The following is a 22,589-nucleotide window of genomic DNA, read 5'->3' as shown; positions in this document are numbered from 1 at the left end:
GGCATGAGACAGCGTGTCGTGCGGGTTGCGCTCACCGCGGTGCTGGTCGCGCTGGTCCTCCTCGCGATCCCCCTGGCCCTCGCCATCAGGTCCACCCTGTACGCCGACCAGCGGGACACCCTTGAACGGGCGGCGCTCGCCGCTGCCGTACGCGTGAATCCGGACTACACGACCGGCGACCCGGTGGAGCTGCCGTCGCCGGGTCCGGGCGAACGCCTCGGCCTGTACGACCCGAAGCTGATCCTCCGGGCGGGCACCGGCCCCCGTACCGGCGACGCGGCGGTCAGCGAGGCGCTCGGCGCAGTCATCGCCCGGGACCAGACGGCCGGCGAGCTCGTCGTCGCCGTACCCGTCTCGCACAACGAGCAGGTCATCGGCGTCGTAAGGGCCTCGTCGGCCGTGTCGGTGGTCCGTGACCGAGTCCTGCTCGGCTGGGCCGCCCTGCTCGGTGCGGCGGTGCTCGCCCTCACGGTCGCCGTGCTCGTCGCCCGGCGTCAGGCACGTGCGCTCGCGGCCCCGCTGGAGGCGCTCTCCCGGCACTCCCGGGCCGTCACCGACGGCGACCTGACAGCCAGGGCCGAGCCCAGCGCCATCGCCGAGATCGACCAGGTCGCCCGCACGCACAACGACATGCTGCACAGCCTCTCCGAACTCCTGCGGCACGAACGGGACTTCACCGCCAACGCCTCCCACCAGCTGCGCACCCCGCTGACCGGCCTCCAGCTCACCCTGGAGGCGGGGCTCGCCCAGGACGACGCCAGACTGCGGCCCGTGCTGGAGGAGGCCCTCGCCGCCACCCGTCGGCTGCACCACACCGTGGAGGAGGTGCTGCGCCTGGCGGGCTCACCCGGTCTGCCGCACCGAGTCGCACCGGACCGGCCGGTGGCACAGCTGCTCGACGAGACCGACGAACGGTGGCACGGGCTCTTCGCCCAGGACGGCCGACGGCTGGACTGCGGCTCCCAGGACGCCCCGGCCGACGTACGCGTCCCGGGCGGACCCGTCGCCGAGATCCTCGGCGTCCTGCTCGACAACGCCCGTACGCACGGACACGGCGGTGTCCGCGTCACCGTCCGGGACCTCGACGACGCCCTCGCCTTCGACGTCACCGACGAGGGCGGCCTGCGCACCGAACCCGGCCGCCTCTTCGCCCGCGGGCACACCGGCGGCGGCGCCGGCGGTACGGGCATCGGCCTCGCTCTCGCCCGTGACCTGGCCGTTTCCCTGGGCGGCAGGCTGTTCCTGGCGAGCGGCGACCCTACGACGTTCACACTGCTCGTCCCGGTCCGCCAGGACGCGGGGGCTGTTTCGGGTGAGGTCGCACGGTAGTCAGGATGCGTTCAGGATCCGGCTGGCACGGTCGGGCCTCATGACATCCGAGACCTCTGAGACATCGGCTTCCGAGACGTCCGCGGTCCACGGCGGTGCCGGTACCGGCACCGCCCGACACCGCCTCCGCTGGAACAAGGTTCCCGAAGTCACCGCGTACTTCTGGATCATCAAGGTGCTGTGCACCACGGTCGGCGAGACCGCGGCGGACCTCCTGAACGAGAAACTGGGCCTCGGCCTGACCGGCGTATCGCTGCTGATGAGTGCGCTGCTCGCGGTGGTTCTCGTCGTCCAGTTCCGCACCAAGGCCTACCGGCCCGGCGTCTACTGGTCGGCCGTGGCCCTGATCAGCGTCGTGGGCACGCTGATCAGCGACAACCTCACCGACAACCTGGGCGTGCCGCTGACGACCAGTACGACCGTCTTCGCCGTGGCCCTCACCGTCGTCTTCGTCGCCTGGTACCGCAGCGAGCGGACCCTGTCGATCCACAGCATCGACACCCCGCGCCGCGAGTCGTTCTACTGGCTGGCGGTGCTGTTCACCTTCGCGCTGGGCACCGCCGCCGGTGACCTGGTCGCCGAGCGGATGGCCCTCGGCTACTGGGTGTCCGCCCTCCTGTTCGGCCTCGCGATCGCCGCGGTCGCACTCGTCCACTTCGCGTTCGGCCTGAACGCGGTGTGGAGCTTCTGGATCGCCTACGTCCTCACCCGGCCGCTCGGAGCCTCGATGGGCGACTATCTGTCGCAGCCGACCGCGGACGGCGGCCTGGGCCTGGGCACCGTGATCACGAGCGTGCTCTTCCTGGCGGTCATCCTCGGCCTGGTGGTGTTCCTGTCGGTGACCCGGAAGGACGTCGCCGGGCCCGACCGGCTCACCCCGCAGGGAGGCTGACCACGAACTTCGCGCCAGGGGTGTGCCGTTCGTCGTGGTGCACCTCGCCGCCGGCGGAGCGGGCCAGGCGTCGCGCGAGCGGCAGGCCGAGGCCCGCTCCGCCGTGTCCGTCGCCGGGATCGGCCCGGCGGCCGGGCTGGAAGAGCCGCGCCGCGAACGACGGCGGTACGCCGGGGCCGTCGTCGCTGACCTCGACACATATGCCGTGGGTGTGCGCGGCGGCCCGGATCTCGACCCGGGTGTGCGCGTACCGCAGGGCGTTGTCGAGCAGGGGGCTGGCGATCCGTTCCAGCAGGGCGTCCGGCACCCCGGCCGACAGTCCGGCGTCCGGGACGGTGACGACGACGATGACGTCCTGTGCGGGACCGAGGCGGTGCGTGAGGCGGTGCAGTACAGGCAGGACGTCCGTCGTGCCGGGTGCGGTTGACGCGCTGTCGCGGGCCTCGTCCAGGAGGGTGTCGCAGATCGTGCGCATGGACCGGGCGGCGTCGGCGATGGCCGCGTGGGTGGCCGTGGTGTCGGCGGCGGAGCGGGGGAGTGCCTGCCACCAGTCCAGCTCGGCGATGATCCGGGCGAGCGGGTTGCGCAGCTCGTGCGACAACTCCCGGGTGAGCTGCCGCTCATGCCGCAACAGCGCGCGGATACGGTTCAGGAGGGCGTCCAACGACCCGCCCAGCTGGGCCAGTTCGGTGGGACGGGCGATGCTCGCGAAGCGTTCCTCGGAGGCGATGGCACTCCACCGGGTGGCGTCGTCGGTCATGGTACGCACGGGACGCAGCGCGCGCCCCACCGCCAGCCGCGTCAGCCCGTAGGTGCACGCCAGCATGGCGGCGTCGAGTGCGAGCGACGCCAGGAGCAGGGTGTCGGCCGAACTGCGGTAGGGGGAGAGGTCCAGCGCCGTGACGATCGTCGCGGCGCCCTTGTCGCCGGGCACCGCCCGCGAGCACATCCGGACCGTGCCCTCGCTACCGGCGGTGACGCACTGCGGGCCCCCGGGTGCGGCGAGTCGTGTGGCGGCCCGCGTCAGCGTGCCGGTGGCGCTGGTGGACGGAGGCTTTTCCAGGAGCCGGTCGGCCGCGTAGATCCATACGTTCGTGTCGAGGAGTTCCTCGCCGGGTGTCTCCAGGATGCGCACCTGGGAGCCCCGGGTGTCGACCGTCGCGGCTACGGCGGCGGCCCGCGTGTGCAGCACGTCGTCCGCCTGGTGCTGGAGGTGCTGCCGTGCGACGGCGTTGAACGCGACGGTGAGGATCACCATCAGGAGGGTGGCGGTAGTGAGCGCGACCAGGGAGAGCCGGCCGCGCAGGGTGCGCGGGCAGCAGCGGGAGGCGAACGCCTTGACGGCGGATGGTGGCCTGCGGGAGGCCGACGCCCTGACGGCAGGCGGTGGCAGGCGGGAGGTGGGCGACTTCCTGAGAGGTGGTGGCAGGCGTGACGCGATCCTCTTCCTGAGACGCGAGGCGAACCTCCTCCTGAGATGCGACGCGAACCTCTTCCTGTGAGGCGGTGGCAGCCGCGAGGCGAACGTCCTCATGACAGCCGGTGGCCGATGCCGCGCGCCGTGGTGACGGTCACCTCGCTGTCGCCGTCACGGAGCTTGCGCCGCAGCCGGGTCAGATACTGGTCGAGCGTGTTCTCGCTGACCTGGGCTCCCTCGGGCCAGCCCGCCCTGAGCAGCTCGCGCCGGCGCACGACGCCCCCCGACGCCGCCATGAGTGCCGCCAACAGCCTGAACTCCGTTGGAGTCAGGGCGACTTGGCAGCCGCGGACGGTGAGGGTGTGTCCGACCGGATCCAGGACCAGGTCTCCGGCCGTTGCCGCCGGGCGGGGCCCCGCGCGTTTGAGTGCCGATCGCAGGCGGGCGGCCAGTTCCGTCAGATGGAACGGCTTGGGCAGATAGTCGTCACCCCCGGCCGAGAAGCCGGCCAGTCGGTCCGTGAGGTGGTGATGGGCCGTCAGGAAGATGACGGGGGAGAGGAATCCATTGGCCCTGATCGCCTGGCACACGTCCCGCCCGTCCGCGTCCGGCAGGCCCACGTCGAGTACGGCCGCGTCGATGTCGTCCCCGGCCAGCCGCAGCGCGGTCGCGCCGTCCTGTGCGGGCACGGTGTCGAAGCCCTCGTCGCGCAGCCCGCGCCGCAGGACGTCACGCAGGGCGTGATCGTCCTCGACGAGCAGAATCCGGTGCCGCATGGTCCCCGTCACCCGTCACCCGCTCTCGTACGAAGTGACCTCTACGAGGTGCGGCGCGACAAGGAGCGCCCCGAGCGGCGTGGCCGTCAGCCGCCCCGCGAGCGAGTCCGGGATCCTTCGCAGCGCCGCCGTCAGCAGCATCGCGACCAGCGTGCCGACCAGGAAACCGGCGACGACGTCGTGCGGATAGTGCAGGCCGATCCAGACGCGGGAGGCGGCCATCGCGCAGGCGGCCAGAACCGCGACGGTGCCGAGGCGACGGGACACCTGGAACAGGGCGACGGCCGCCGCGGCGGCGATGACCGCGTGATTGCTGGGGAACGACCAGTCACCCGGCGCCGGACACGCCTCCAGTGTCGCGACATGCAGGCTCTGACAGGGCCGGTCCTCACGAACCGCCATCTTGAACAGGGAGTTCACCCCGTACGCCACGACGACGATCACCGGCACCGCGAGCGCGCTCAGCGAGGCCCGCGCGCTCACCCGTCGCGCCCGCCACCAGCCCAGCACCATGAGGACCGCGAACAGCCCCAGCCCGTACGTCGACCACCCGGACACCAGGCTGTCCAGCCACCCGGGGGAGTCCTGGGCCAGGTCCACCACGTATCTGTAGGCGGAGCCGTCGATCGAGGAGCCGTCGAACGCGAGGATCATCCCTGGGCGCCCTTCTCCGCGGTGGCGGCCCGGCGGGAGCGGTACAGCTCGGCTCCGAGCGGCAGCAGGGACACGACGATGATCACCGCGATGATCGGGAGCAGATAGCGGTCGACGTTCGGGATCGACGAGCCCAGTGCGTATCCGCCGAGCGTGAGGCCGAGGGTCCAGAGCAGGCCGCCGACGACCTGCCACAGGGTGAAGGTCCGGGCCGGCACGTTCAACGCGCCCGCCACCGGGTTCAGTACCGTGCGCACCACCGGCACGAAGCGGGCCAACATGATCGCCTTCGCGTATCCGTAGCGCTCAAGGAGCTCCTCGGCGCGCTGCGCCCCCGCGTGCAGCCGGGGCGAGCGGCTGCGGGCGAGCAGTGCTCCGCCCGCCTTGCGCCCGAGCAGGAAGCCGGTCTGCGAACCGGCCAGCGCACCGATCGCGGCGGCGGCCAGCAGCGGCGCGAGTGAGAGCTTCAGGCCGCCCTGCCCCGAACCGGTGCACAGCAGGCCCGCCGTGAACAGCAGGGAGTCGCCGGGCAGGAAGAAGCCGATCAGCAGCCCCGTCTCGGCGAACATCACCACGCCGACGCCCAGCACACCGAAGGTGGCGAGCAGGGACTGCGCGCTGAAAACGTTCACCGCGAGCTGTGACCCCGCGAACTGTGAAGCTGCGAACAAAGTTGCCGCCATCGTCGCGTGCCCTCTCATACTGGACGAGCGGGTACGGCCGAGACGCACCCGATTGACTACAATGCTGTAGACGGTCTACTGAACTGTAGACGATAGCGGGGTGAGGATCGTTCCATGACCAGCGACAAGGACGAGCGCCGTCCGGCGGGCGAGCTGGAGGCTACCGTCATGGCCGCCCTCTGGGCCGCCGACGCGCCCCTCACACCGGGCCGCGTACAACTGGAGCTGGCCTCCGGCCTCGCCCGTACGACGGTGACGACCATCCTGTCCCGGCTGCACGAGAAGGGCGTCGTCGGCCGCGAGCGCCAAGGCCGCGGCTACGCGTACTTCCCCGTCCAGGACCCCCACGGGCTCACCGCCCGGCGGATGCACACCGAACTCGACCGCGACGAGGACCGCGAGACGGCGCTGGCCCGCTTCGTGGCCCAGCTCAGCCCCGACGACGAGCGCCTGTTGCGCGACCTGCTGGAAACGGGTGAGGGACTGCTGGAGCCAGGTGCCGGGCTGGAACAGGGTGGGGGACGGCCGGAGCCAGGTGCCGGCCTGGGGCAGGGTGGGGGGCTGCCGGAGCCGGGGTCCGGCCATGGGCAGGGCGAGGGACTGCCGGTTTCAGGTGTCGGCCTCGGGCAAGGGGACTTCCCGGAATCAGGTGACCGGTGACCGTTCTGCTGCTGCTCGTCCCGCTGCTGGTGCCCTTCGCGGTACCGCCGCTGGCCCGCCGCTGCCTCGACCGGCTGGCACCCCCCGTCGCGCTGTGGGCGCTGACCCTCGCGGTCCTCGTCCTCGCCGGTGCCTCCGTGGCGGCGCTCGGCGCGCTGGTCCTGACCGGCCTGCTCAAGCTGCCGCTCTTCGCGGGCCTGGGTGAGCTGATCCACCCGCTGCACACCGCGTCGGACCTCTTCGTCCTGCCTGCGGCCGCTGCCGCCACCGGCGTCCTCACGGTCGGCGCCTGGACCCTCGTACGCTCGGCGCTGCGCCAGCTGCGTGCCTTCCGCAGCGCCCGCATCCTGGCCGGCCGCCGTCCCGCCGCGGGCGACCTGTGCGTCATCGACTCCCCGCACCCGGACGCGTACGCGCTGCCGGGCCGCCCGAACCGGATCGTCGTCACCACCGGGATGCTCCGCAGCCTCGGCGCCGACGAACGCGAGGCGCTCTTCGCCCACGAACGGGCCCACAACGCGGGCGGTCACCACCGCTTCCTCCTCGCCGCCGAACTCGCCGCCCACTGCCACCCGGGACTGCGCCCGGTCCGCGCGACCGTCGCGCTCGCCGCGGAACGCGTCGCCGACGAGGCCGCGGCCGCCGCGGTCGGGGACCGCCGCCTGACCGCGCGCGCCATCGCCCGCGCCGCCCTCGCCGCCACACGTGCCGCCGAGTCCCCCCGCCCGGGCTTCGCCCCGGCGGCGACCACGGGACCCGTCCCTCAGCGAGTCGCCGCCCTCCTCGTATCCCCTGTGCGTCGCCCCCGCGCCGCCTATTGGATCGCCGTACTCCTGGTCGTCTGCGCCGCCGTCTCCGCCGGAGCCTCGGTCGGCGGCGTCCTGGCCTTCCACCACGAGGTGGAGGTCGCCCAGGGAGAAGAACCACGCTGACCTGACCGGTGTCTCCGGCCCACCCTGCGTTCGAGGCCGAGGCCGAGGCCGGGGCCCTGCCGTCCCGATCCCGCACCCACTCCCGGGGTGGGCACTTTCAGCTTCGGCCGGGGGAGAGCTTTCAGCCCGCTCGGCGTTCGAGTCTGAGGCGTTGCCGTCCCGATCCCCCACCCACCCACTGGGGCGGCACTTTCAGCCCCGGCCGGGCAGGAGATTTTTAGCCCGTCCGGCGTTTGAGGACGAGCGCGTTCAGCGCGATGCGGGGGTCCGGGGGCGGCAGCCCCCAGGGGCAAGGGTCGGGTAGGGGCGGAGGGGGCGAAAACCGCTTGGCCCGAGCACCGCCGCCGCCGCCCGTCACCCTAGACGCGGCTCCGCCAGGCACCGCCCGAGCGACTCCGCAGCAGCACCCCCACCACGGGCCCCACCGCCAGCAACACGGCAAGCACCCCGTACCCGTACGTCAGGGTCGCCACCGTCGCGACCCCCGCGACCAGCAACGGCCCACCCGCGTCGCCCAGTTCGCGCCCCAGCTCAGCCGCCCCCATCGTCTGCCCGAGCCGCTCCTGAGGAGTACGGGAAGCCAGCGCGGCGAACCCCAGCGGGGTGATCAGCCCCGTGCCGACGCCGATCAGCGCCGCGGCGAGCAGAACACCTGTCAGACCGGGAAGCATCGCGCAGGCCAGCCCCGCAGCGGCGAGACCCAACCCCGCACCGATGCCCACGCGGGCGCTCAACCGCCCCGCGTCCAGGGCCCGCCCGGCCCGCGGCTGGACAACCGCCGCACAGGCCGCAAGCACCGAGACAGCCGCCCCGGTCGCCACGGTGCCGAGCCCCACGACCGCACCGGAGACGGGCAGGAACCCCACCCCCACGGAGAGCGCGGCGGTCGCCCCCGCCAGCGCCGCGGTCGGAGTGAGGAAGGCCGGGTCGGCGAGCCGGCGGGCAAGATCGAGCACGGTCTGCCGGGCGCGCGGCAGCAGCGGCACGTCCGGCACGGCCGACAGGGCCCACACGGCAACGACGGCGCCGAGCCCCGCGAGCACGGTGAACAGCAGCCGCAGCCCGCCCGCCCACACAAGGACGCCGCCGAGCAGCGGACCCATGGTGTAGCCGAGGGACTTGTAGAAGCCGTAACTCCCGTATACCCGCCCGTGCTTGGCCGCCGGATTGAGCCGGGCCACCAGCGCAGAGGCCGCAGGCGAGAACGCGGAGGCCGCCGCGCCCTGACCGAGGCGGGCGGCCCACAGCCACCCGGGGCTGTCGACGACGACGTACAGGACGGACGCTGCGGAGAAGGCGACGAGGCCGCCGAGCAGGACGGGCCGGGCGCCGACCCGGTCGGCGATCGTGCCGAACACCGGCTTCAGCAGCACCTCGGCGCCGTCGTACAGGGCGAGCAGGCCACCCAGGACGAGCAGCGAGGTGACCCCGTCCGCGGAGTGGCCACCGAGGTTCGCGGCGATGCCGTGCGCCCCGAACGCGGTCGTGAACCCGGCGGCGTACAGCGGCCACATCTGCCGTGCGGACGCCCCGTTCCGCGGAGAGGATGCCCCCGTTCGCGGCGAGGCCGCCCCCGCCGCCTCATTCGGGCGCGTCACTGAGACCCAGCCGCAGGTGTTCCACGTGGTAGACCGCCTGGTCGAGGAGCTCGGCGACGTGGTGGTCGTGCAGCGCGTAGACCACCGAGCGTCCGCTCCGCTCACCGACGACCAGGCCCAGATTGCGCAGCAGCCGTAGCTGGTGCGAGCACGCGGACTGTTCCATGCCGACCTCGGCGGCCAACTCGGTGGCCGGCAGCGGGCCTTCGCGCAGCCGGGCGAGGATCAGCAGGCGCGAGGGGGTGGACAGCGCCTGGAGCGTGGTGGCCACCTTCGCGACGTTGGCCGCGTCCAGACGTACGTGCGGGGTGGCGTCCTGCGCGGTGGTGACGGCTCCATGACCCATGGGCGGCATCCTACCCGTCGCACATGAAGGTATGAATGAGTCTTCATGTGTTCCTGTATGGTGGCCGCGTGTCTCCCACTCTCGCCCCGTCTTCCGCCGCCGCCCCCTCCGCCCCGGCGCTCCCTCGCCGCCCTACGCGCGTTCTCGCGCTGCCGGAGGCCCGCTGGGCGCTCCTGGCCACCGTCGCTTTCCTGCTCGCGCTCCCCCTCCACCTCGGCGGCGCGCCCGGCTGGACGTACGCGCCGCTCTACGTGGTCGCGTACGCCGCCGGAGGGTGGGAACCCGCCCTCGAAGGGCTGCGGGCGCTGCGTGAGAAGACCCTGGACGTCGACCTGTTGATGATCGTCGCGGCCCTCGGCGCGGCCGCGATCGGACAGGTGCTGGACGGCGCCCTGCTGATCGTCATCTTCGCCACCTCCGGCGCCCTGGAGGCTCTGGCCACCGCCCGTACCGCCGACTCCGTCCGCGGCCTGCTCGACCTGGCGCCCGCCACGGCGACGAGAGTGACCGCCGACGGGGAGGAGCAGGTGCCCACTGCTCAACTCGCGGTCGGTGACGTGCTGTTGATCCGCCCCGGCGAGCGGATCGGCGCCGACGGGCGGGTGGTCGACGGCGCCAGTGAGGCCGACCAGGCGACGATCACCGGCGAACCGCTGCCGGTGCTGAAGACCCCCGGCGACGAGGTCTTCGCAGGCACCCTGAACGGCACCGGCGTGCTGCGCGTCCGAGTGGAACGCGACCCCGCCGACTCCGTCATCGCCCGCATCGTCACCCTGGTCGAGGAGGCCTCGCGCACCAAGGCGCCCACCCAGCTGTTCATCGAGAAGGTCGAACAGCGGTACGCGGTGGGCGTGGTGGCCGCCACCCTCGCCGTCTTCGCGGTGCCGCTCGCCTTCGGTGCGGACCTCACCGGCGCGCTGCTGCGGGCGATGACCTTCATGATCGTCGCCTCGCCGTGCGCGGTCGTCCTGGCCACCATGCCGCCACTGCTGTCCGCCATCGCCACCGCCGGGCGGCACGGCGTCCTGGTCAAGTCCGCGGTTGCCATGGAACGTCTCGGCGAGATCGACACGGCCGCCCTCGACAAGACCGGCACGCTGACCGAAGGCGCACCCGAGGTGACGGCCGTCCGGCCGGCGCCGGGGTCGGGCCTCGACGAGGACACCCTGCTGGCCCTGGCCGCCACGGTCGAGCACCCCAGCGAACATCCGCTCGCCCGCGCGATCGTCGCAGCCGCCCGCTCCCGCGGCCTGCGCCTCCTGCCCGCCGACGACTTCACCGCGAAGCCCGGGCACGGCGTCACCGCCACCGTCGACGGCCACATCGTCACCGTCGGCCGCCCGGACGCGCATCTGGACGACGACACCCACCACACGGTCGTCCTGGTGGAACGCGACGGCGCCCGCGTCGGCACCCTCTCCCTCGCCGACCGTCTCCGCCCCGACGCCACCGAGACCGTCGCCGCGCTCACCGCTCTCACGGGCACCTCACCCGTACTGCTCACCGGCGACAACCCGCGCGCCGCCGCCCAGGTGGCCTCCGCCACCGGCATCACGGACGTACGCGCGCGTCTGCTGCCCGCGGACAAGGTCGCGGCCGTACTCCAGCTCGCGGACCGCAAGGTGTTGTTCGTCGGCGACGGCGTCAACGACGCCCCCGCCCTGGCCGCCGCCCACTCCGGGATCGCCATGGGCCGTGCCGGGTCCGATCTCGCCCTGGAGACGGCGGACGCCGTCGTCGTCCGCGACGAACTCGCGGCCATCCCCGCAGTCGTACGGCTCTCGCGCACCGCCCGCCGCATGGTCACCCAGAACCTCGTCATCGCGGGTACGTTCATCACCGCCCTGGTCCTGTGGGACCTCGTCGGTCACCTTCCGCTCCCGCTCGGCGTCGCGGGGCACGAGGGCTCGACCGTCCTGGTCGGTCTGAACGGGCTGCGGCTGCTGAGGGACTCCGCGTGGCGGTCCGGCGGGTCGCAGAGGACGTAGGACTGATGGCCGGGCCGATGGCCGGTCCCAGGGCACGTGAGGTTGATGTCGGATTTCCGCCAGCCCCGGCCTCGGGCGTGCCCGATGCTTGAGGCATGCAGAACGGGATGCACACCGACACGGAGAGCTGCGTGCGCGCCGTCCAGTCGAAGGACGCGCGCTTCGACGGCTGGTTCTTCACGGCGGTTCTGACCACCCGGATCTACTGCCGGCCCAGCTGCCCGGTGGTACCGCCGAAGCCGGAGAACATGACGTTCTATCCCAGCGCGGCAGCCTGCCAGCAGGCCGGATTCCGGGCCTGCAAGCGCTGCCGACCCGACACCAGCCCCGGCTCGCCCCAGTGGAACCAGCGCGCCGACCTCGTCGCCCGCGCCATGCGCCTGATCGGCGACGGAATCGTGGACCGCGAGGGCGTACCGGGCCTCGCCACCCGGCTCGGCTACAGCACCCGCCAGATCGAGCGCCAGCTCCTGGCCGAGCTGGGCGCGGGACCGCTCGCGCTCGCCCGGGCCCAGCGCGCCCAGACCGCACGGCTGCTCATCGAGACCACCCCGCTGCCGATGGCGGAGATCGCCTTCGCGGCCGGGTTCTCCTCGATCCGCACCTTCAACGACACGGTCCGCGAGGTCTTCGCGCTGTCACCGAGCGAGCTGCGCGCACGGCTGCCCAAGAAGAGGACGGCGGCCGCCACACCGGGGGTGCTGAGCCTCCGGCTTCCCTTCCGCGCCCCGCTCAACCCCGACAACCTCTTCGGACACCTCGCGGCGACGGCCGTACCCGGCGTCGAGGAGTGGCGCGACGGGGCGTACCGGCGCACCCTGCGCCTGCCCTACGGCCACGGCATCGTCGGGCTCAGCCCGAACGCCGACCACATCGCCTGCCGCCTCACCCTCAGCGACCTCCGCGACCTGCCCGTCGCCATCAGCCGCTGCCGCCGCATGCTCGACCTGGACGCCGACCCGGTCGCGGTCGACGACCAGTTGCGCACCGATCCGTTGCTCGCGCCGCTCGTCGACAAGGCGCCGGGCCGCCGGGTGCCCCGCACGGTCGACGAGGCCGAGTTCGCCGTACGGGCCGTGCTGGGCCAGCAGGTCTCCACGGCCGCCGCCCGAACCCACGCGGCCCGCCTGGTCACCGCGCACGGCGACCCCGTCGACGATCCCGAGGGCGGCCTCACCCACCTCTTCCCGTCCCCCGAGTCACTGGCCGCACTGGACCCCGAATCCCTCGCGATGCCGCGCACCCGCCGCGCCACCTTCACCACGCTCGTACGTCAACTCGCCGACGGAACCCTCCACTTGGGCGTCGAAAGCGACTGGGACGAGGCCCGCGCCCGGCTTCTCTCCCTGCCGGGCTTCGGCCCCTGGACGGTCGACGTCATCGCCATGCGCGCCCTCGGCGACCCCGACGCCTTCCTCCCCACCGACCTCGGGATCCGGCGCGCCGCCCAGGAGTTGGGCCTGCCGTCCACCCCCGCCGCGCTCACGGCACGCGCGGCGGCCTGGCGTCCCTGGCGGGCGTACGCGGTCCAGTACCTGTGGGCGACGGACAGCCACCCGATCAACTTTCTTCCCGCATAACCCCGTACGCGATCAGCCGTAATCCGTGACAAGGATGCTCACGCCCGCCGAAGGACGTCCCATGAAGCACCACACCGTGACCGAGAGCCCCTACGGACCTTTGACGCTCGTCGCCGACGGAGGCGCCCTCTGCGGCCTCTACATGGTCGGCCAGCGCCATCGTCCTCCGGAGGAGACCTTCGGCGTACGCGACGACGACACTCTCTTCGACGAGACGACGCGCCAGCTCGCGGCTTACTTCGAGGGCGGGTTGAAGGAGTTCGACCTGCCGCTGCGTCTCGACGGCACGCCCTTCCAGTGCGGGGTCTGGGAGCAGCTGCGCAAGATCCCCTACGGCGAGACCCGCTCGTACGGCGAACTGGCCGGAACCCTGGGTAACCTGGGCGCCTCCCGCGCGGTGGGTCTCGCCAACGGCAAGAACCCGATCGGCATCATCGTGCCCTGCCACCGCGTAGTGGGCGCGAACGGCAGCCTCACGGGGTACGGCGGCGGTCTGGACCGCAAGCAGCGGCTGCTGGACTTCGAGAGCGGCGCCGCCCTGTTCTAGGGCGTGTTCCGGCCGCGTGGCCTGTCGGCCCGGGTCCGGCCCGCCTGACGAGGGGGAGTGGCCGGACCCGGGGGACACGGGCTCCCGCACCCATGTCCTTGCCCGTCGCCGAAAGGGAGTTGCGGGAACGGGCGGCGCCGACCCCGTCCGTTCTGTCTGCGTCCGCGCCCTTCGGGAGGCGGTACAGATACCGTACGGCGGCACGCGGGCCGGTGGCGCTCCGCATTGCGCGGCGCTGTCCGGATTACGCGGGAGAGTTGTTCCTGCTCAGGTGCACACGCATCGCAGTGTCTCGGACGGCGTCTCCCCGAACCGGGCCCGGTAGCGCCGCGCGAACCGCCCCAGATGCGCGAACCCCCAACGGTAGGCGATCTCCGTGACGCTGACCGTCCCCGGGATCGAGACCCTCAGCTGCTCCCGTACCCGTTGCAGCCGCACCTCGCTGACGTACGCCATCGGGGACATGCCCAGGTTCTTACGGAACGCCTCCTGAAGGGTGCGCACACTGACCTGGGCGATGGCGGCGAGCCTGGCCGCGTCGTAGGGCTCGGCGGGCCGCTCGCGTACGGCGTCCATCACCCGCTTGACCGCCGTGGGCCGCATGGACGGCGGTGGTGCCTCCAGCGCTTCGCGGTACCGGTGGTCGCTCGACAGCAACAGGCCCTCCAGCAGGGCCTGTTCGATCCGCCCGGCGAACATCGGCTGGCGCAGCAGGCCGTCGGGCACGTCTTTGTCCAGCAGGCTCCAGGTCACCAGATTCATCCAGCTGAGCCCCGGACCGCTGCCGATGTCGAATTCCGGCTCGATGGCCGGGCTGCGCTGTACCGGCCGGCCCAGGAGCGTCTCCAACTGCCCTACCAGGGCCGCCTTGTCGATCTTCACGTTGATGGTGGCGCAGTCGGGCGAGTAGTTGTCGATGCGGTTGTCACCGCTCGCGGGATCGACGACCACCGCACGGCGGGTGGTGACGTGCGAGACCGGCCCCCTGCCCTGCCGCACGCTGTGGGAGCCGACGATGGGCGCCGACACGTGGTAGTAGCCCAGTTCGCCTGTTCGCGCCCTGACCTGTGTCCCGTAGCTGACCTTGCCGACCGTCAGTGCGCCCAGGTTGATGACCGAGAAGTCCGCGACGAGGTCGCCGGCGTCTCCCACCACGTCGAAACGAGCCTCGCTGAAGATGGTGTTCACGGTCGCCCGGACCTCGTCCACTTCGCGCGTGACGAAGCTGGAGAAATCAACGGTTTGCGGCTTTTGCACCTCCATGGTTGTCCCCTCGTCCTCACCAGGATGGCTCAAAGAGGCACGGCCGTCAGCAAGGCCGTCAGAGTCGGCCCAGTGATTCGGGCAGGCGGTGCGTGCGGATGGACGACTCTCGCAGTTACGTCCGGATGGTCACGGAGGGACGGCGCCTCGTAACAGATATCGGCGGTTCATCCTGGCTGTGCAGCAGGGGAGAGCGCGGATGAACCGGCTTGCTGCGTAAGCCGTTTGACGGGTTGAGATCAACAAGGCAACGTCGCCGAAAGGGCACCCCGAACATGTCGCTCACCCAAGACATCTGTGGTGATCCCGAGGCCCAGGCGGCGGAGACCTGCACCGCCGAGGACCTGGAGGGGGCCGCGAAGGGTGGCAACTTGACCGTCGAAGTGACGATCGTGCAGGGGATCGCGGAGCGGGTTACCCAGGTCTAGACATTGCAGGAGCGCGGGGGCGTGTGGGGCACTAGGAGTGGGTCTCGGTACGCAGCCGACGGAGCAGCTCGGGCAGGGCGGTGCCGATGGGCTCCTGAATGATTTCGTCGGCGCGGTCGTCGTACGGCGTCGGTTCGGCGTTGACGATGATGAGCTGGGCCCCGTGGTCCGCGGCCACCCCGGCGAGTCCGGCGGCGGGCTGTACCTGGAGGCTGGTCCCGACGGCGACGAAGACGTGGCACGCCTTGGTGATCGCGAGGGCATCGCCGAGTACGACGGGGTCGAGCCGCTCGCCGAACATCACCGTCGCCGACTTGAGGATGCCGCCGCACTTGAGGCACCGAGGGTCCTCCTCACCGGCCTCGACTCGTGCGAGCGCGTCCTCCATCGGCGCCTTGGCCCGGCACTGGGTGCACACCACGGTCCGCGCCGTGCCGTGCAGTTCGAGCACCTTGCGGGCGGGCATGCCGGCCAGCTGGTGCAGCCCGTCCACGTTCTGGGTGATCACCCGCACCGGCACCCCGGACCGCTCCAGCTCGGCCACCGCCCGGTGCGCCGCGTTGGGCTCGGCCCGTAGCGCCCGGTTCTTCCGGCGCAGCTGCCAGGACCGACGCCGGATCTCCGGATCGCCCATGTAGTACTCGTAGGTCACGAGCTTCTCGGCCTCCGGGTCCCGCCGCCACAGGCCGTTCGGCCCGCGGTAGTCAGGGATTCCGGAGTCGCAAGGCATCGGCAGATGTAACAGGGGCGCGAGGGGTGCCAGCGGTGGATGACGCACGTTCGAGCCTGCGTGTCCGCTGGGAGCGGTCGGCCGACAGCCATAGCCACTTGTGTGCTTGGGCTGTCGGCCGACTCAGCTGCAACTGAGAACGTTGCGAACGGAGCGTTTTGCCAATCAGTATGCGGGGCTATGGGTCTCGCCGTAAGCTGACTCTGAAGGCGTAGCAGAAAGACGATTTCGCCGCCGGCCATGATTAACGGCATAAGGGGGTAAGCAGCGTCATGACACCCTCAATTCGGGCAACGCTTCTTAATGCTTTTACTCCGTCCCACGAGGTGATCGATCCAAAGCTCTTCGCCGGGCGGCGTGAGCAGATTTTGGATTTGGTGGATGCGTTGCAATCCGCAGGGAAAATCCCACTGATTTACGGCGACCGTGGCCTAGGGAAGTCCAGCCTCGCAATCCAGACTCAGCAAATTGCTATGGGAGATGCGGAACTACTATCTTCCATGGGCGCGAGTGACCGCGTATTGCTAGACAGTGAAACCTTCCTTACATTCTATGTAGCCTGCTCTGATGAGGTACATGGATCCCTGGACTTGATCCAACTCTTGATAAATGCAATGGAGGAACTGGATATAGAGGACTGCTCTCAGGGGAAGGCCTCCAAACTCGTTGACCGAACTACGAGAAAGCAGGTGAGCTTCAAGTTCTTTCAACTTGAGTCGGTTAAAAATTATCAGACTGAAGCGGAGAGTATTAAGTACAGTAACCTGAATCAGCGCGAGAAATTGTTGAAGACGGTGCGTGCACTAGAACAGTTTATTGGACCGCAGCGAATTCTCTTCATCATTGACGAGCTTGACAGGGTCGAAGATCTCTCTGGTTTTGCTTCGTTCCTTCGGAATACGAGTAGTCCGTATATTCGGTTCATGCTGATCGGTGCGATGCGCAATATTTCCGACCTGCACATATCTCATCCTTCTGTACTTCGCTCACTGGGTCCCATAAACGTGCCACGAATGACGCGGGGTGAGATGGCAGATGTCGTCGACCGGACAGTCGCTGCTCTCGGTAGGGAAGGTCTTCAGCATCGATTTAATGACCAAGCTCGAATGCGGTTGGTTCGAATGGCCGGCGGTTTTCCTTGGTTTTTGCATGTTATCGGCCAGCAGGCTCTGGCAGCCACAGCCGACTCTGGGCAACCAGTTGTCACTGAGGATGACATAATCCGAGCTATTCGTACTTTGATCAGCAAACGATTTGCTGAACAATTTGCGGATCTCTACCAGCTGGCAGTGCGGACCTCCACTGCACGCGAGAAGGTTTTGCGGGTATTCGCTGCTTGGCCTGAGCGAGATATCTCAACAAGAGGAGCATACGAGCTGTTGCGAACGATGGGAGTGACTAATCCCGGCATCTATAAGGGGCACCTGTGTTCAGATCATTACGGTGAAGTTCTAATATCCTCTCAATATCAATCGGGTCAGACTCTTCGTTTCAGAAGTGAGATGTTCAGGCAGTATATATACCTCCGTCCTTCCTTGTGCGAGAACGTTGACATTGAGGTCGAAGAAGCTATTCGAGAGGTTGGGGGATAGCTGCAGATGGATTGGCTGAGTACCCCTGAGTCGACAATTGTTTCATCCTGCGCCTACGATGATGCTGCTGAGCGAATCTATGTTCGCCTCCACTCTGGAACCATTTGGCGTTACGAGCACTGCTCACCGGATCTCTGGCAGTGCTTCATTGCACCCGGAGTCAGCAGGGGGGAGTTCGTCACGAATATTCTCGAACGGCATGATCATTGTGTCGTCCCGCCGGGATAGGACGGGGTCGGGATCGGCGTTGACGATGATCAGCCATGCCCGTGGTCGGCGCCGGGCTGGACCTGCAATCTTCTGCTGACCGCGATGAAGACCTGTCAAGCCTTGACGGATACCATTTAGAGGGCGCTGCGCACATTGGTTTGATTATATTAGAGAAACCGATAGGGGCATTGTATGTCTAAGGCGGGCCGGACCTTGGAAGAATTGGTCGCGACGCTCGAAACGCTCCTTTCTGGTAGTGCGGTTGAAGTACGCTCGCCTGAATATATCGTGGGTAATTCTGGATCTCGCCGAGAAGTTGATGTATCTCTGCGTACACGTGTTGGATCAGTCGATATTCTTGTCATTTTGGAGTGCCGAGATCGTGGTCGAGTGCAAGATATCGAGTGGATTGATCAGTTGGTTGGAAAGCGAGAGGATGTCGGGGCCACCAAGGCGGTAGCCGTCTCACGTACTGGATTCACGGCTGGTGCCCAAACGCGGGCGGGGCAGGCGAATATCGAGTTGAGAACCATCGAAAGTGTCAACAGTGAGTCTGTGTGGGGGTGGCTCGGCGTGGAATTGGTGACAGTGTTAGTTCGAAAAGTTGATATTCGGAAGATTCAAATTAACATCCCTGTCACTGTTTCCGAGGAAGCCCGGCTGGCGGCGTTGCAGGTTATCTCCCAAGGGGTGAATGTTAACTCGCCGATTCTGGTGAGAACCGATGATGGTGTCCCTACTACTCTCGGCGATTTGTGGCGTGATGCGCCAAAGCCTAGCGCCCTCGATTCGCTCCCTTCGGGCGTTTCAAAAAGAGGAGTGATTCACATCGTTCCTGGTGACCCCAATGGCAATAGTGCCTGGTATGCAATCTTGACGGAAATGGGAAGAGTTCCTATTTCGGAAATTAGGATTGAAGGGGAATTTCAAGTCGAGCGAAGCAAGGTCCCCTTTACTCGATTCGAATATCGTGGCGGTGATGAATCTCTAGCGGAAGGAGTCTATGTTGATATCTCCCATGAGGGGAAAACTGCCAGGATGGGTGTGCATTCTGCGTCTGACGGGTCTAAATTTGTCGTAATGGAAAACCCGAGCGGGATTCATTTTCAAGCCGATTTGCTATTTGGGGTGGTAGATGATTGAGGGCCGCCTAGTGGTGAACTATGTGGAGGTTTCGAAGGAAGCCTAGAAGGGAAGATCGGGCCTGGCTGACCCCTGCTTGATGGCCATGATCCGCTCGTGGAAGTCGCGGGTGACGGCTTCGCGAGGGTAGCGAGAGCGAAGTTCCTTATCCAGCTCATCGGCGACTAAAAGAAGGGACGGGAGGGACTTTCGGTCGGCTCGCAAAGCGGTATTCCCCATTCCTACAGCCTCTTCTATATCGCCGGTGCGGGCTGCGGCGACTCCGAGTGTGAGGCGGGCTTCGCGCCACCGTCCGGCCGTTGTCGGTGAGAAGGTCGAGTGTGCCGGTGATGTCGATGATCGGGCGGCGGAAGTTCTCGACCACTTCGATGGCGTCTTCAAGGTGCCGGTTGTCCCGGGTCAGACGGTCGATGTCGTAGACGATCAGGCCGTCCAGGTGTTCGCCGTTCGGTGCGGCTCCGCGCTTGAGGTCTTCCAACGCCCCTTCGAACACGGGGCGGATCACGCGATAGGCAACCGTCCCGTCGGGCTGGCGCACCCGCTTGCGCTTCCACGCCGATGTGTCGGGTTCCTCGTACGTGTGGACATACCGGCCCCCGCGACTCTCGACGAATCGGCGAGCGTCCTTCTCCTGCTCTTCCCGGCTCCTGATGTCCCGGCCGGTGGCCGGACGCCACTTCGTGCCGCTGTCAGCGGGGTGATCCGGTGTCGGGCGCGCAGCCCGCGTGGCTAACTCCTCGTCCTCCGCTTCGAGGGAGAGGCGGACCAACCCCGCCCAGTTCTGCCCCTCTAAGTCACCCCAGTGCGCTCGCTGTACCAGGTCATCGGTCATGGCAGGAGGTTACTTCTGCCGATGCTCTGCTCGGTGGAGACACCGGCTCCACTGAGGATGGCGACGAGCGGCTTGTCCATGGGGCGAGGGTAGGACGCCTGTCCGCGCCGGGCGAACGGATATCGGGGTGCCGTGGCTCGTCAATAGGGAGCGCTCTTCCGATCCCGTCCGGCGTGCCGCGACCGTGGCGCGTCGACGGGTACGACGTGTGGGCGACGCGGGACGAGGTGCTGCGAGGGTGGACGTCAAGCCGCAGGATCTGGCCGAGGGCTGATCCGGAGGCCGGCTCCCGGAGTCAGCCGACCCGGTGCCCGTTCTCCAGCTCCGCCGTCCCCGTGCCCTCCGCCAGTACATCGAGCGCGGCGATGACGCGACGGCCCAGCGCGCCCGGGAGGTGCTCGGCCAGCTCGTCCCGTGGGACGAGGCGCCAGGACAGGAGCTCCTCCTCCTGCAAACGGATCGCCTTGAGATCCCGCTCGGTGAGGATTCCGCCGTCGTAGAGATACGCCACCAGCGGGGGCCGAGCCGTGCCGTGCACCCAGTCCACCGCGAGCAGCCGCCCGAGTTCGATGTCGAGGCCGATCTCCTCGGCGGTCTCCCGGCGGGCGCCCTGGCGCGGAGTCTCCCCCTCGTCCGACTCGACGGTGCCGCCCGGAAGGGCCCAGCCGTCACGGTAGTTCGGCTCGACGAGCAGGACCCGCCCGTCGGCGTCACGGAAGAGGACGGCCGCACCGGCGAGGACGCGGGGGAGGCCCGCGATGTACGTAGCGAAGTCTTGAGTGGTCACTCACGAAGGGTAACGAGCTTGAGCAGCCGTTCCTCCGACTCACTGCCCGGTTCGGCGAAATGGCAGATCAGACTCAGCCAGGGCGCCTCCTCCAACACCATGCGTACATAGGTCACTTCCAGGTCGCCGGCAACCGGATGGCGATAGCGGCGTACCGAGGAGCGGAACTCGATGACGTCGTGGTCCTCCCAGACCTCGGCGAAGTAGGGGCTGGTTTCGAGGAGTTCGGTGACGAGTTCGGAGAAGCGCGGGTTGTCGAGTTCGTACGCGGCCTGCTGGCGCAGCAGCCCGGCCATCCAGCGGGCCTCCTTGTCCCACTCGGGCATCAGAGTGCGGACCTCGGGGACGCGGAACAGCATCCAGGCACTGTTGAGTTCGTGGCGCGGGCGGTCGAGCAGGGCCGGCCCGAGGATGCGCTCCTGTGCCGGGTTCCAGGCGCGGATGTCGAAGCAGCGGTCGATGACGAACGCCGGGTTGGGCATCAGTTTGTCGAGGAAGGTGCGGACCGCGGGCGGGACTTCCAGGGAACGTTCGGCGGGTTCGGGCGCGGGCATGCCCGCGAGCCGGAAGAGGTGGGATCGCTCCACGTCGTCGAGGTGGAGAGCGCGGGCCAGGGCGAGCAGGATCTGCGGCGAGACCCTGATGTCACGGCCCTGTTCGAGCCACGTGTACCAGGTCAGACTCACCCCGGAGAGCAGCGAGACCTCCTCGCGGCGCAGCCCGGGGGTGCGACGGCGACCGCCGGGTGGCAGCCCCGTCGCCGCAGGGTCGGCGCGCTCGCGACGGGAGCGCAGGAAAGCGGCGAGGGCCTTGCGCCCGTGATCGTTGGGGAGGGCCGCGGCCGGCGCGGGAGTCTCGCGGCCTGTGCTGCCATCGTGCTTGTCGTGGTTGTAGTCGTCCGGCCCGGACGCGGGTTGCGGTACTGGTGTCGGTGCCACTAGTGAATTCTGCACTCTTCAACCCCGGCGGGCCCTGTCGCAGGGTGGGAGACACATGGAACTCCCCTGTGAAAGGCGGCCCTTGTGGCTGATCTGACCTCCCCCCGAACCGTCCTGGTCACCGGCGCCACCGGCGGTGTCGGCGGTGCTGTCGCACGCCGGCTCGGTGCCGACGGCTGGATCGTCTACGCGGCGCACCGCAACCGCGCGGACGCCGCACCCCTTCGAGACGCCGGGCTGACCCCCGTCCTGCTGGACCTCACCGACGAGGAATCCGTCGCGGCGGCCGCGGAGGCCGTCGGACCCCGCCTCGACGGCCTGGTCAACAGCGCGGGCATCATGGGCCAAGGCCCCGTGGAGCTCGTACCGGCCGAGGCCTGGCGCCGGCAGTTCGAGATCAACGTGATCGGCCAGACCGCGGCGATCCGGGCCTTCCTGCCCGCGCTGCGCGCGTCGGGTGGCCGGATCGTGAACCTCGGCGCTGTCTCGGCCCGCGTACCACCGCCCTTCTTCGGACCGATCGCCGCCTCCAAAGCCGCCCTCTCGGCGCTCACCCAGGCCCTGCGCATGGAACTGCGCCACCAGGGAGTGCGGGTCTCGCTCGTCGAGCCCGGTGCCATGGAGACCGCTATCTTCGCCACGGCGGACAAGGCGACCGCGGAGTACGGCTGGGTCGGCTCGCCCGAGACCCGCCACCACTACACCGCAGCCCTGGAAGCCGTCCGGGCTGCGGCGGCCGGGCAGAACCTGGGCCCGGTCGCCCCCGCCGTGAACGCGGTCGTACGCGCCCTCACCGTGCGGCGCCCCGCCGCCCGCTACACGACTGGCCGCGACGGAAGGGTCCTCGCGCTTCTGCGGCTGCTGCCGACGGGGCTGCGCGACCGGGTACTGCTGCGGGCGCTGGGGGTCACGCGCGACAAGTTCAGGGCGAGGACCCCGGCTCCCGTGAGCTAGCCCGGCGTCAGCGAGACCGTCCGTGTCGCCAGTTCGCTGATCCGTACCCCGTCGAACCCGGACACCGCACTGCGTACGGTGTCCTCCAGGGGGTCCCGCCACCGCGAGGGGATCGCCGCCGCCCCGCACAGGACACCCGCCACGGAGCCCGCGATCGCGCCGTTCGAGCCGGTGTCCAGGCCGCCACGGACGGTCAGGGTGATGGTGCGGGTGACGTCGCCGTCGCCTTCGCCGTACAGCAGCCCGGCGGTGAGGACAGCGGCGTTCGGGATCGTATGGATCCAGCCGAGCCCCCGCGGTCTCCTCGGAG

23 protein-coding genes and 2 pseudogenes are annotated in these 22,589 nt (G+C 69.1%); 12 read left to right on the top strand and 13 right to left on the bottom strand.

Going from position 1 to position 22,589, the window contains the following annotated elements; translation table 11 throughout:
• Positions 1-3: 3 nt before the first annotated feature.
• Together ACIPC1_RS24795 and ACIPC1_RS24790 are read left to right on the top strand one after the other, a co-directional pair.
• Positions 4-1,329 (top strand): histidine kinase dimerization/phospho-acceptor domain-containing protein, encoded by a 1,326-nt coding sequence (locus ACIPC1_RS24795; protein WP_402520423.1) that lies wholly within the window; start codon positions 4-6, stop codon positions 1,327-1,329.
• Between the two features lie 40 nt (positions 1,330-1,369).
• A complete protein-coding gene (locus ACIPC1_RS24790) occupies positions 1,370-2,221 on the top strand; it encodes a hypothetical protein (protein ID WP_402520421.1) in 852 nt (283 codons plus the stop codon).
• On the opposite strand, the gene ACIPC1_RS24785 is transcribed toward ACIPC1_RS24790, so the two are convergent.
• Positions 2,202-3,479 (bottom strand): sensor histidine kinase, encoded by a 1,278-nt coding sequence (locus ACIPC1_RS24785; protein ID WP_402520419.1) that lies wholly within the window; start codon positions 3,477-3,479, stop codon positions 2,202-2,204. The two genes, ACIPC1_RS24790 and ACIPC1_RS24785, sit on opposite strands and share 20 nt — an antisense overlap.
• Before the next feature lie 16 nt (positions 3,480-3,495).
• Here ACIPC1_RS24785 and ACIPC1_RS24780 point away from each other — a divergent pair, with 16 nt between their 5' ends.
• Positions 3,496-3,723, top strand: a complete 228-nt coding sequence (locus tag ACIPC1_RS24780) for a hypothetical protein (protein WP_402520417.1) — start codon at positions 3,496-3,498, stop codon at positions 3,721-3,723.
• Between the two features lie 28 nt (positions 3,724-3,751).
• Here ACIPC1_RS24780 and ACIPC1_RS24775 read toward each other — a convergent pair whose 3' ends face one another.
• Genes ACIPC1_RS24775 through ACIPC1_RS24765 form a run of 3 tightly spaced genes read right to left on the bottom strand, consistent with a single transcriptional unit; the run spans position 3,752 to position 5,769 of the window.
• Positions 3,752-4,414: a response regulator transcription factor gene (locus ACIPC1_RS24775; RefSeq protein WP_402520415.1), complete on the bottom strand. Its 663-nt coding sequence runs from the start codon at positions 4,412-4,414 to the stop codon at positions 3,752-3,754.
• Between the two features lie 15 nt (positions 4,415-4,429).
• Positions 4,430-5,068 (bottom strand): phosphatase PAP2 family protein, encoded by a 639-nt coding sequence (locus tag ACIPC1_RS24770; RefSeq protein WP_402520413.1) that lies wholly within the window; start codon positions 5,066-5,068, stop codon positions 4,430-4,432.
• Positions 5,065-5,769 (bottom strand): DedA family protein, encoded by a 705-nt coding sequence (locus tag ACIPC1_RS24765; protein ID WP_402520411.1) that lies wholly within the window; start codon positions 5,767-5,769, stop codon positions 5,065-5,067. The genes ACIPC1_RS24770 and ACIPC1_RS24765 overlap by 4 nt, the downstream gene beginning before the upstream one ends.
• 96 nt (positions 5,770-5,865) lie before the next feature.
• Between ACIPC1_RS24765 and ACIPC1_RS24760 the strand changes: the two are divergent.
• Positions 5,866-6,231: pseudogene (locus ACIPC1_RS24760) on the top strand (BlaI/MecI/CopY family transcriptional regulator); the annotation flags it as partial.
• Positions 6,232-6,407: 176 nt separating this feature from the next.
• Entirely contained in the window at positions 6,408-7,343 is a 936-nt protein-coding gene (locus ACIPC1_RS24755) for a M48 family metalloprotease (RefSeq protein ID WP_402520409.1), read from the top strand.
• Between the two features lie 359 nt (positions 7,344-7,702).
• On the opposite strand, the gene ACIPC1_RS24750 is transcribed toward ACIPC1_RS24755, so the two are convergent.
• Positions 7,703-8,857 carry an MFS transporter gene (locus ACIPC1_RS24750; RefSeq protein WP_402520407.1) on the bottom strand — a complete coding sequence of 385 codons (1,155 nt, stop codon included), beginning with the start codon at positions 8,855-8,857 and terminating at the stop codon, positions 7,703-7,705.
• 67 nt (positions 8,858-8,924) lie between these two features.
• Positions 8,925-9,287 carry an ArsR/SmtB family transcription factor gene (locus ACIPC1_RS24745; protein WP_402520405.1) on the bottom strand — a complete coding sequence of 121 codons (363 nt, stop codon included), beginning with the start codon at positions 9,285-9,287 and terminating at the stop codon, positions 8,925-8,927.
• A gap of 35 nt (positions 9,288-9,322) precedes the next feature.
• Between ACIPC1_RS24745 and ACIPC1_RS24740 the strand changes: the two genes are divergently transcribed.
• The 3 genes from ACIPC1_RS24740 to ACIPC1_RS24730 all read left to right on the top strand — a co-directional run bounded on the left by ACIPC1_RS24740 (position 9,323) and on the right by ACIPC1_RS24730 (position 13,402).
• Positions 9,323-11,275 (top strand): heavy metal translocating P-type ATPase, encoded by a 1,953-nt coding sequence (locus tag ACIPC1_RS24740; protein ID WP_402520403.1) that lies wholly within the window; start codon positions 9,323-9,325, stop codon positions 11,273-11,275.
• Positions 11,276-11,370: 95 nt separating this feature from the next.
• Positions 11,371-12,855, top strand: a complete 1,485-nt coding sequence (locus tag ACIPC1_RS24735) for an AlkA N-terminal domain-containing protein (RefSeq protein ID WP_402520401.1) — start codon at positions 11,371-11,373, stop codon at positions 12,853-12,855.
• 61 nt (positions 12,856-12,916) lie between these two features.
• Positions 12,917-13,402, top strand: coding sequence for a methylated-DNA--[protein]-cysteine S-methyltransferase (locus tag ACIPC1_RS24730; RefSeq protein ID WP_402520399.1), 486 nt, complete (start codon positions 12,917-12,919; stop codon positions 13,400-13,402).
• Positions 13,403-13,669: 267 nt separating this feature from the next.
• Here ACIPC1_RS24730 and ACIPC1_RS24725 read toward each other — a convergent pair whose 3' ends face one another.
• The gene (locus ACIPC1_RS24725; RefSeq protein ID WP_402520397.1) at positions 13,670-14,665 is read right to left on the bottom strand and encodes an AraC family transcriptional regulator; all 996 of its coding nucleotides are present in this window, start codon (positions 14,663-14,665) and stop codon (positions 13,670-13,672) included.
• A 275-nt stretch (positions 14,666-14,940) separates the two neighbouring features.
• Between ACIPC1_RS24725 and ACIPC1_RS24720 the strand changes: the two genes are divergently transcribed.
• Positions 14,941-15,093 carry a hypothetical protein gene (locus ACIPC1_RS24720; protein WP_402520395.1) on the top strand — a complete coding sequence of 51 codons (153 nt, stop codon included), beginning with the start codon at positions 14,941-14,943 and terminating at the stop codon, positions 15,091-15,093.
• 31 nt (positions 15,094-15,124) lie between these two features.
• On the opposite strand, the gene ACIPC1_RS24715 is transcribed toward ACIPC1_RS24720, so the two are convergent.
• Positions 15,125-15,823 carry an SIR2 family NAD-dependent protein deacylase gene (locus ACIPC1_RS24715; protein ID WP_402520393.1) on the bottom strand — a complete coding sequence of 233 codons (699 nt, stop codon included), beginning with the start codon at positions 15,821-15,823 and terminating at the stop codon, positions 15,125-15,127.
• A 272-nt stretch (positions 15,824-16,095) separates the two neighbouring features.
• Between ACIPC1_RS24715 and ACIPC1_RS24710 the strand changes: the two genes are divergently transcribed.
• Entirely contained in the window at positions 16,096-17,415 is a 1,320-nt protein-coding gene (locus tag ACIPC1_RS24710) for a hypothetical protein (protein ID WP_402520391.1), read from the top strand.
• Between the two features lie 402 nt (positions 17,416-17,817).
• Entirely contained in the window at positions 17,818-18,768 is a 951-nt protein-coding gene (locus tag ACIPC1_RS24705; RefSeq protein WP_402520389.1) for a hypothetical protein, read from the top strand.
• 154 nt (positions 18,769-18,922) lie between these two features.
• Here ACIPC1_RS24705 and ACIPC1_RS24700 read toward each other — a convergent pair whose 3' ends face one another.
• The 3 genes from ACIPC1_RS24700 to ACIPC1_RS24690 form a co-directional block, all read right to left on the bottom strand.
• A complete protein-coding gene (locus tag ACIPC1_RS24700) occupies positions 18,923-19,600 on the bottom strand; it encodes a recombinase family protein (protein ID WP_402520387.1) in 678 nt (225 codons plus the stop codon).
• Between the two features lie 295 nt (positions 19,601-19,895).
• A complete protein-coding gene (locus tag ACIPC1_RS24695; protein ID WP_402520385.1) occupies positions 19,896-20,387 on the bottom strand; it encodes an NUDIX domain-containing protein in 492 nt (163 codons plus the stop codon).
• Positions 20,384-21,325, bottom strand: coding sequence for a helix-turn-helix transcriptional regulator (locus ACIPC1_RS24690; protein ID WP_402520383.1), 942 nt, complete (start codon positions 21,323-21,325; stop codon positions 20,384-20,386). Before ACIPC1_RS24690 ends, ACIPC1_RS24695 begins: the two co-directional genes overlap by 4 nt.
• Before the next feature lie 84 nt (positions 21,326-21,409).
• Here ACIPC1_RS24690 and ACIPC1_RS24685 point away from each other — a divergent pair, with 84 nt between their 5' ends.
• Positions 21,410-22,279, top strand: coding sequence for an SDR family NAD(P)-dependent oxidoreductase (locus tag ACIPC1_RS24685; protein WP_402520381.1), 870 nt, complete (start codon positions 21,410-21,412; stop codon positions 22,277-22,279).
• On the opposite strand, the gene ACIPC1_RS24680 is transcribed toward ACIPC1_RS24685, so the two are convergent.
• Complete coding sequence (locus ACIPC1_RS24680; protein ID WP_402520607.1) at positions 22,276-22,422, bottom strand: hypothetical protein; 147 nt, start codon at positions 22,420-22,422, stop codon at positions 22,276-22,278. The two genes, ACIPC1_RS24685 and ACIPC1_RS24680, sit on opposite strands and share 4 nt — an antisense overlap.
• Positions 22,423-22,440: 18 nt before the next feature.
• Positions 22,441-22,584: pseudogene (locus tag ACIPC1_RS24675) on the bottom strand (ADP-ribosylglycohydrolase family protein); the annotation flags it as partial.
• Positions 22,585-22,589: the final 5 nt, after the last annotated feature.

This window comes from Streptomyces sp. NPDC087263 (assembly GCF_044744645.1).
Taxonomy (GTDB): Bacteria; Actinomycetota; Actinomycetes; order Streptomycetales; family Streptomycetaceae; genus Streptomyces.
The sequence above is the reverse complement of the archived record's forward strand: the minus strand, read 5'-3'. Positions and strand labels throughout refer to the sequence as shown.

Bases quoted from the DNA above. Each gene is read 5' to 3' on its own strand.
- ACIPC1_RS24790 (WP_402520421.1), top strand. From the start codon at position 1,370: ATGACATCCGAGACCTCTGAGACATCGGCTTCCGAGACGTCCGCGGTC.
- ACIPC1_RS24710 (WP_402520391.1), top strand. From the start codon at position 16,096: ATGACACCCTCAATTCGGGCAACGCTTCTTAATGCTTTTACTCCGTCC.
- ACIPC1_RS24750 (WP_402520407.1), bottom strand. From the start codon at position 8,857: ATGTGGCCGCTGTACGCCGCCGGGTTCACGACCGCGTTCGGGGCGCAC.
- ACIPC1_RS24725 (WP_402520397.1), bottom strand. From the start codon at position 14,665: ATGGAGGTGCAAAAGCCGCAAACCGTTGATTTCTCCAGCTTCGTCACG.
- ACIPC1_RS24715 (WP_402520393.1), bottom strand. From the start codon at position 15,823: ATGCCTTGCGACTCCGGAATCCCTGACTACCGCGGGCCGAACGGCCTG.
- ACIPC1_RS24795 (WP_402520423.1), top strand. From the start codon at position 4: ATGAGACAGCGTGTCGTGCGGGTTGCGCTCACCGCGGTGCTGGTCGCG.
- ACIPC1_RS24730 (WP_402520399.1), top strand. From the start codon at position 12,917: ATGAAGCACCACACCGTGACCGAGAGCCCCTACGGACCTTTGACGCTC.
- ACIPC1_RS24700 (WP_402520387.1), bottom strand. From the start codon at position 19,600: ATGACCGATGACCTGGTACAGCGAGCGCACTGGGGTGACTTAGAGGGG.
- ACIPC1_RS24785 (WP_402520419.1), bottom strand. From the start codon at position 3,479: ATGGTGATCCTCACCGTCGCGTTCAACGCCGTCGCACGGCAGCACCTC.
- ACIPC1_RS24720 (WP_402520395.1), top strand. From the start codon at position 14,941: ATGTCGCTCACCCAAGACATCTGTGGTGATCCCGAGGCCCAGGCGGCG.
- ACIPC1_RS24775 (WP_402520415.1), bottom strand. From the start codon at position 4,414: ATGCGGCACCGGATTCTGCTCGTCGAGGACGATCACGCCCTGCGTGAC.
- ACIPC1_RS24765 (WP_402520411.1), bottom strand. From the start codon at position 5,769: ATGAGAGGGCACGCGACGATGGCGGCAACTTTGTTCGCAGCTTCACAG.
- ACIPC1_RS24735 (WP_402520401.1), top strand. From the start codon at position 11,371: ATGCAGAACGGGATGCACACCGACACGGAGAGCTGCGTGCGCGCCGTC.
- ACIPC1_RS24705 (WP_402520389.1), top strand. From the start codon at position 17,818: ATGTCTAAGGCGGGCCGGACCTTGGAAGAATTGGTCGCGACGCTCGAA.
- ACIPC1_RS24770 (WP_402520413.1), bottom strand. From the start codon at position 5,068: ATGATCCTCGCGTTCGACGGCTCCTCGATCGACGGCTCCGCCTACAGA.
- ACIPC1_RS24740 (WP_402520403.1), top strand. From the start codon at position 9,323: ATGAGTCTTCATGTGTTCCTGTATGGTGGCCGCGTGTCTCCCACTCTC.
- ACIPC1_RS24745 (WP_402520405.1), bottom strand. From the start codon at position 9,287: ATGGGTCATGGAGCCGTCACCACCGCGCAGGACGCCACCCCGCACGTA.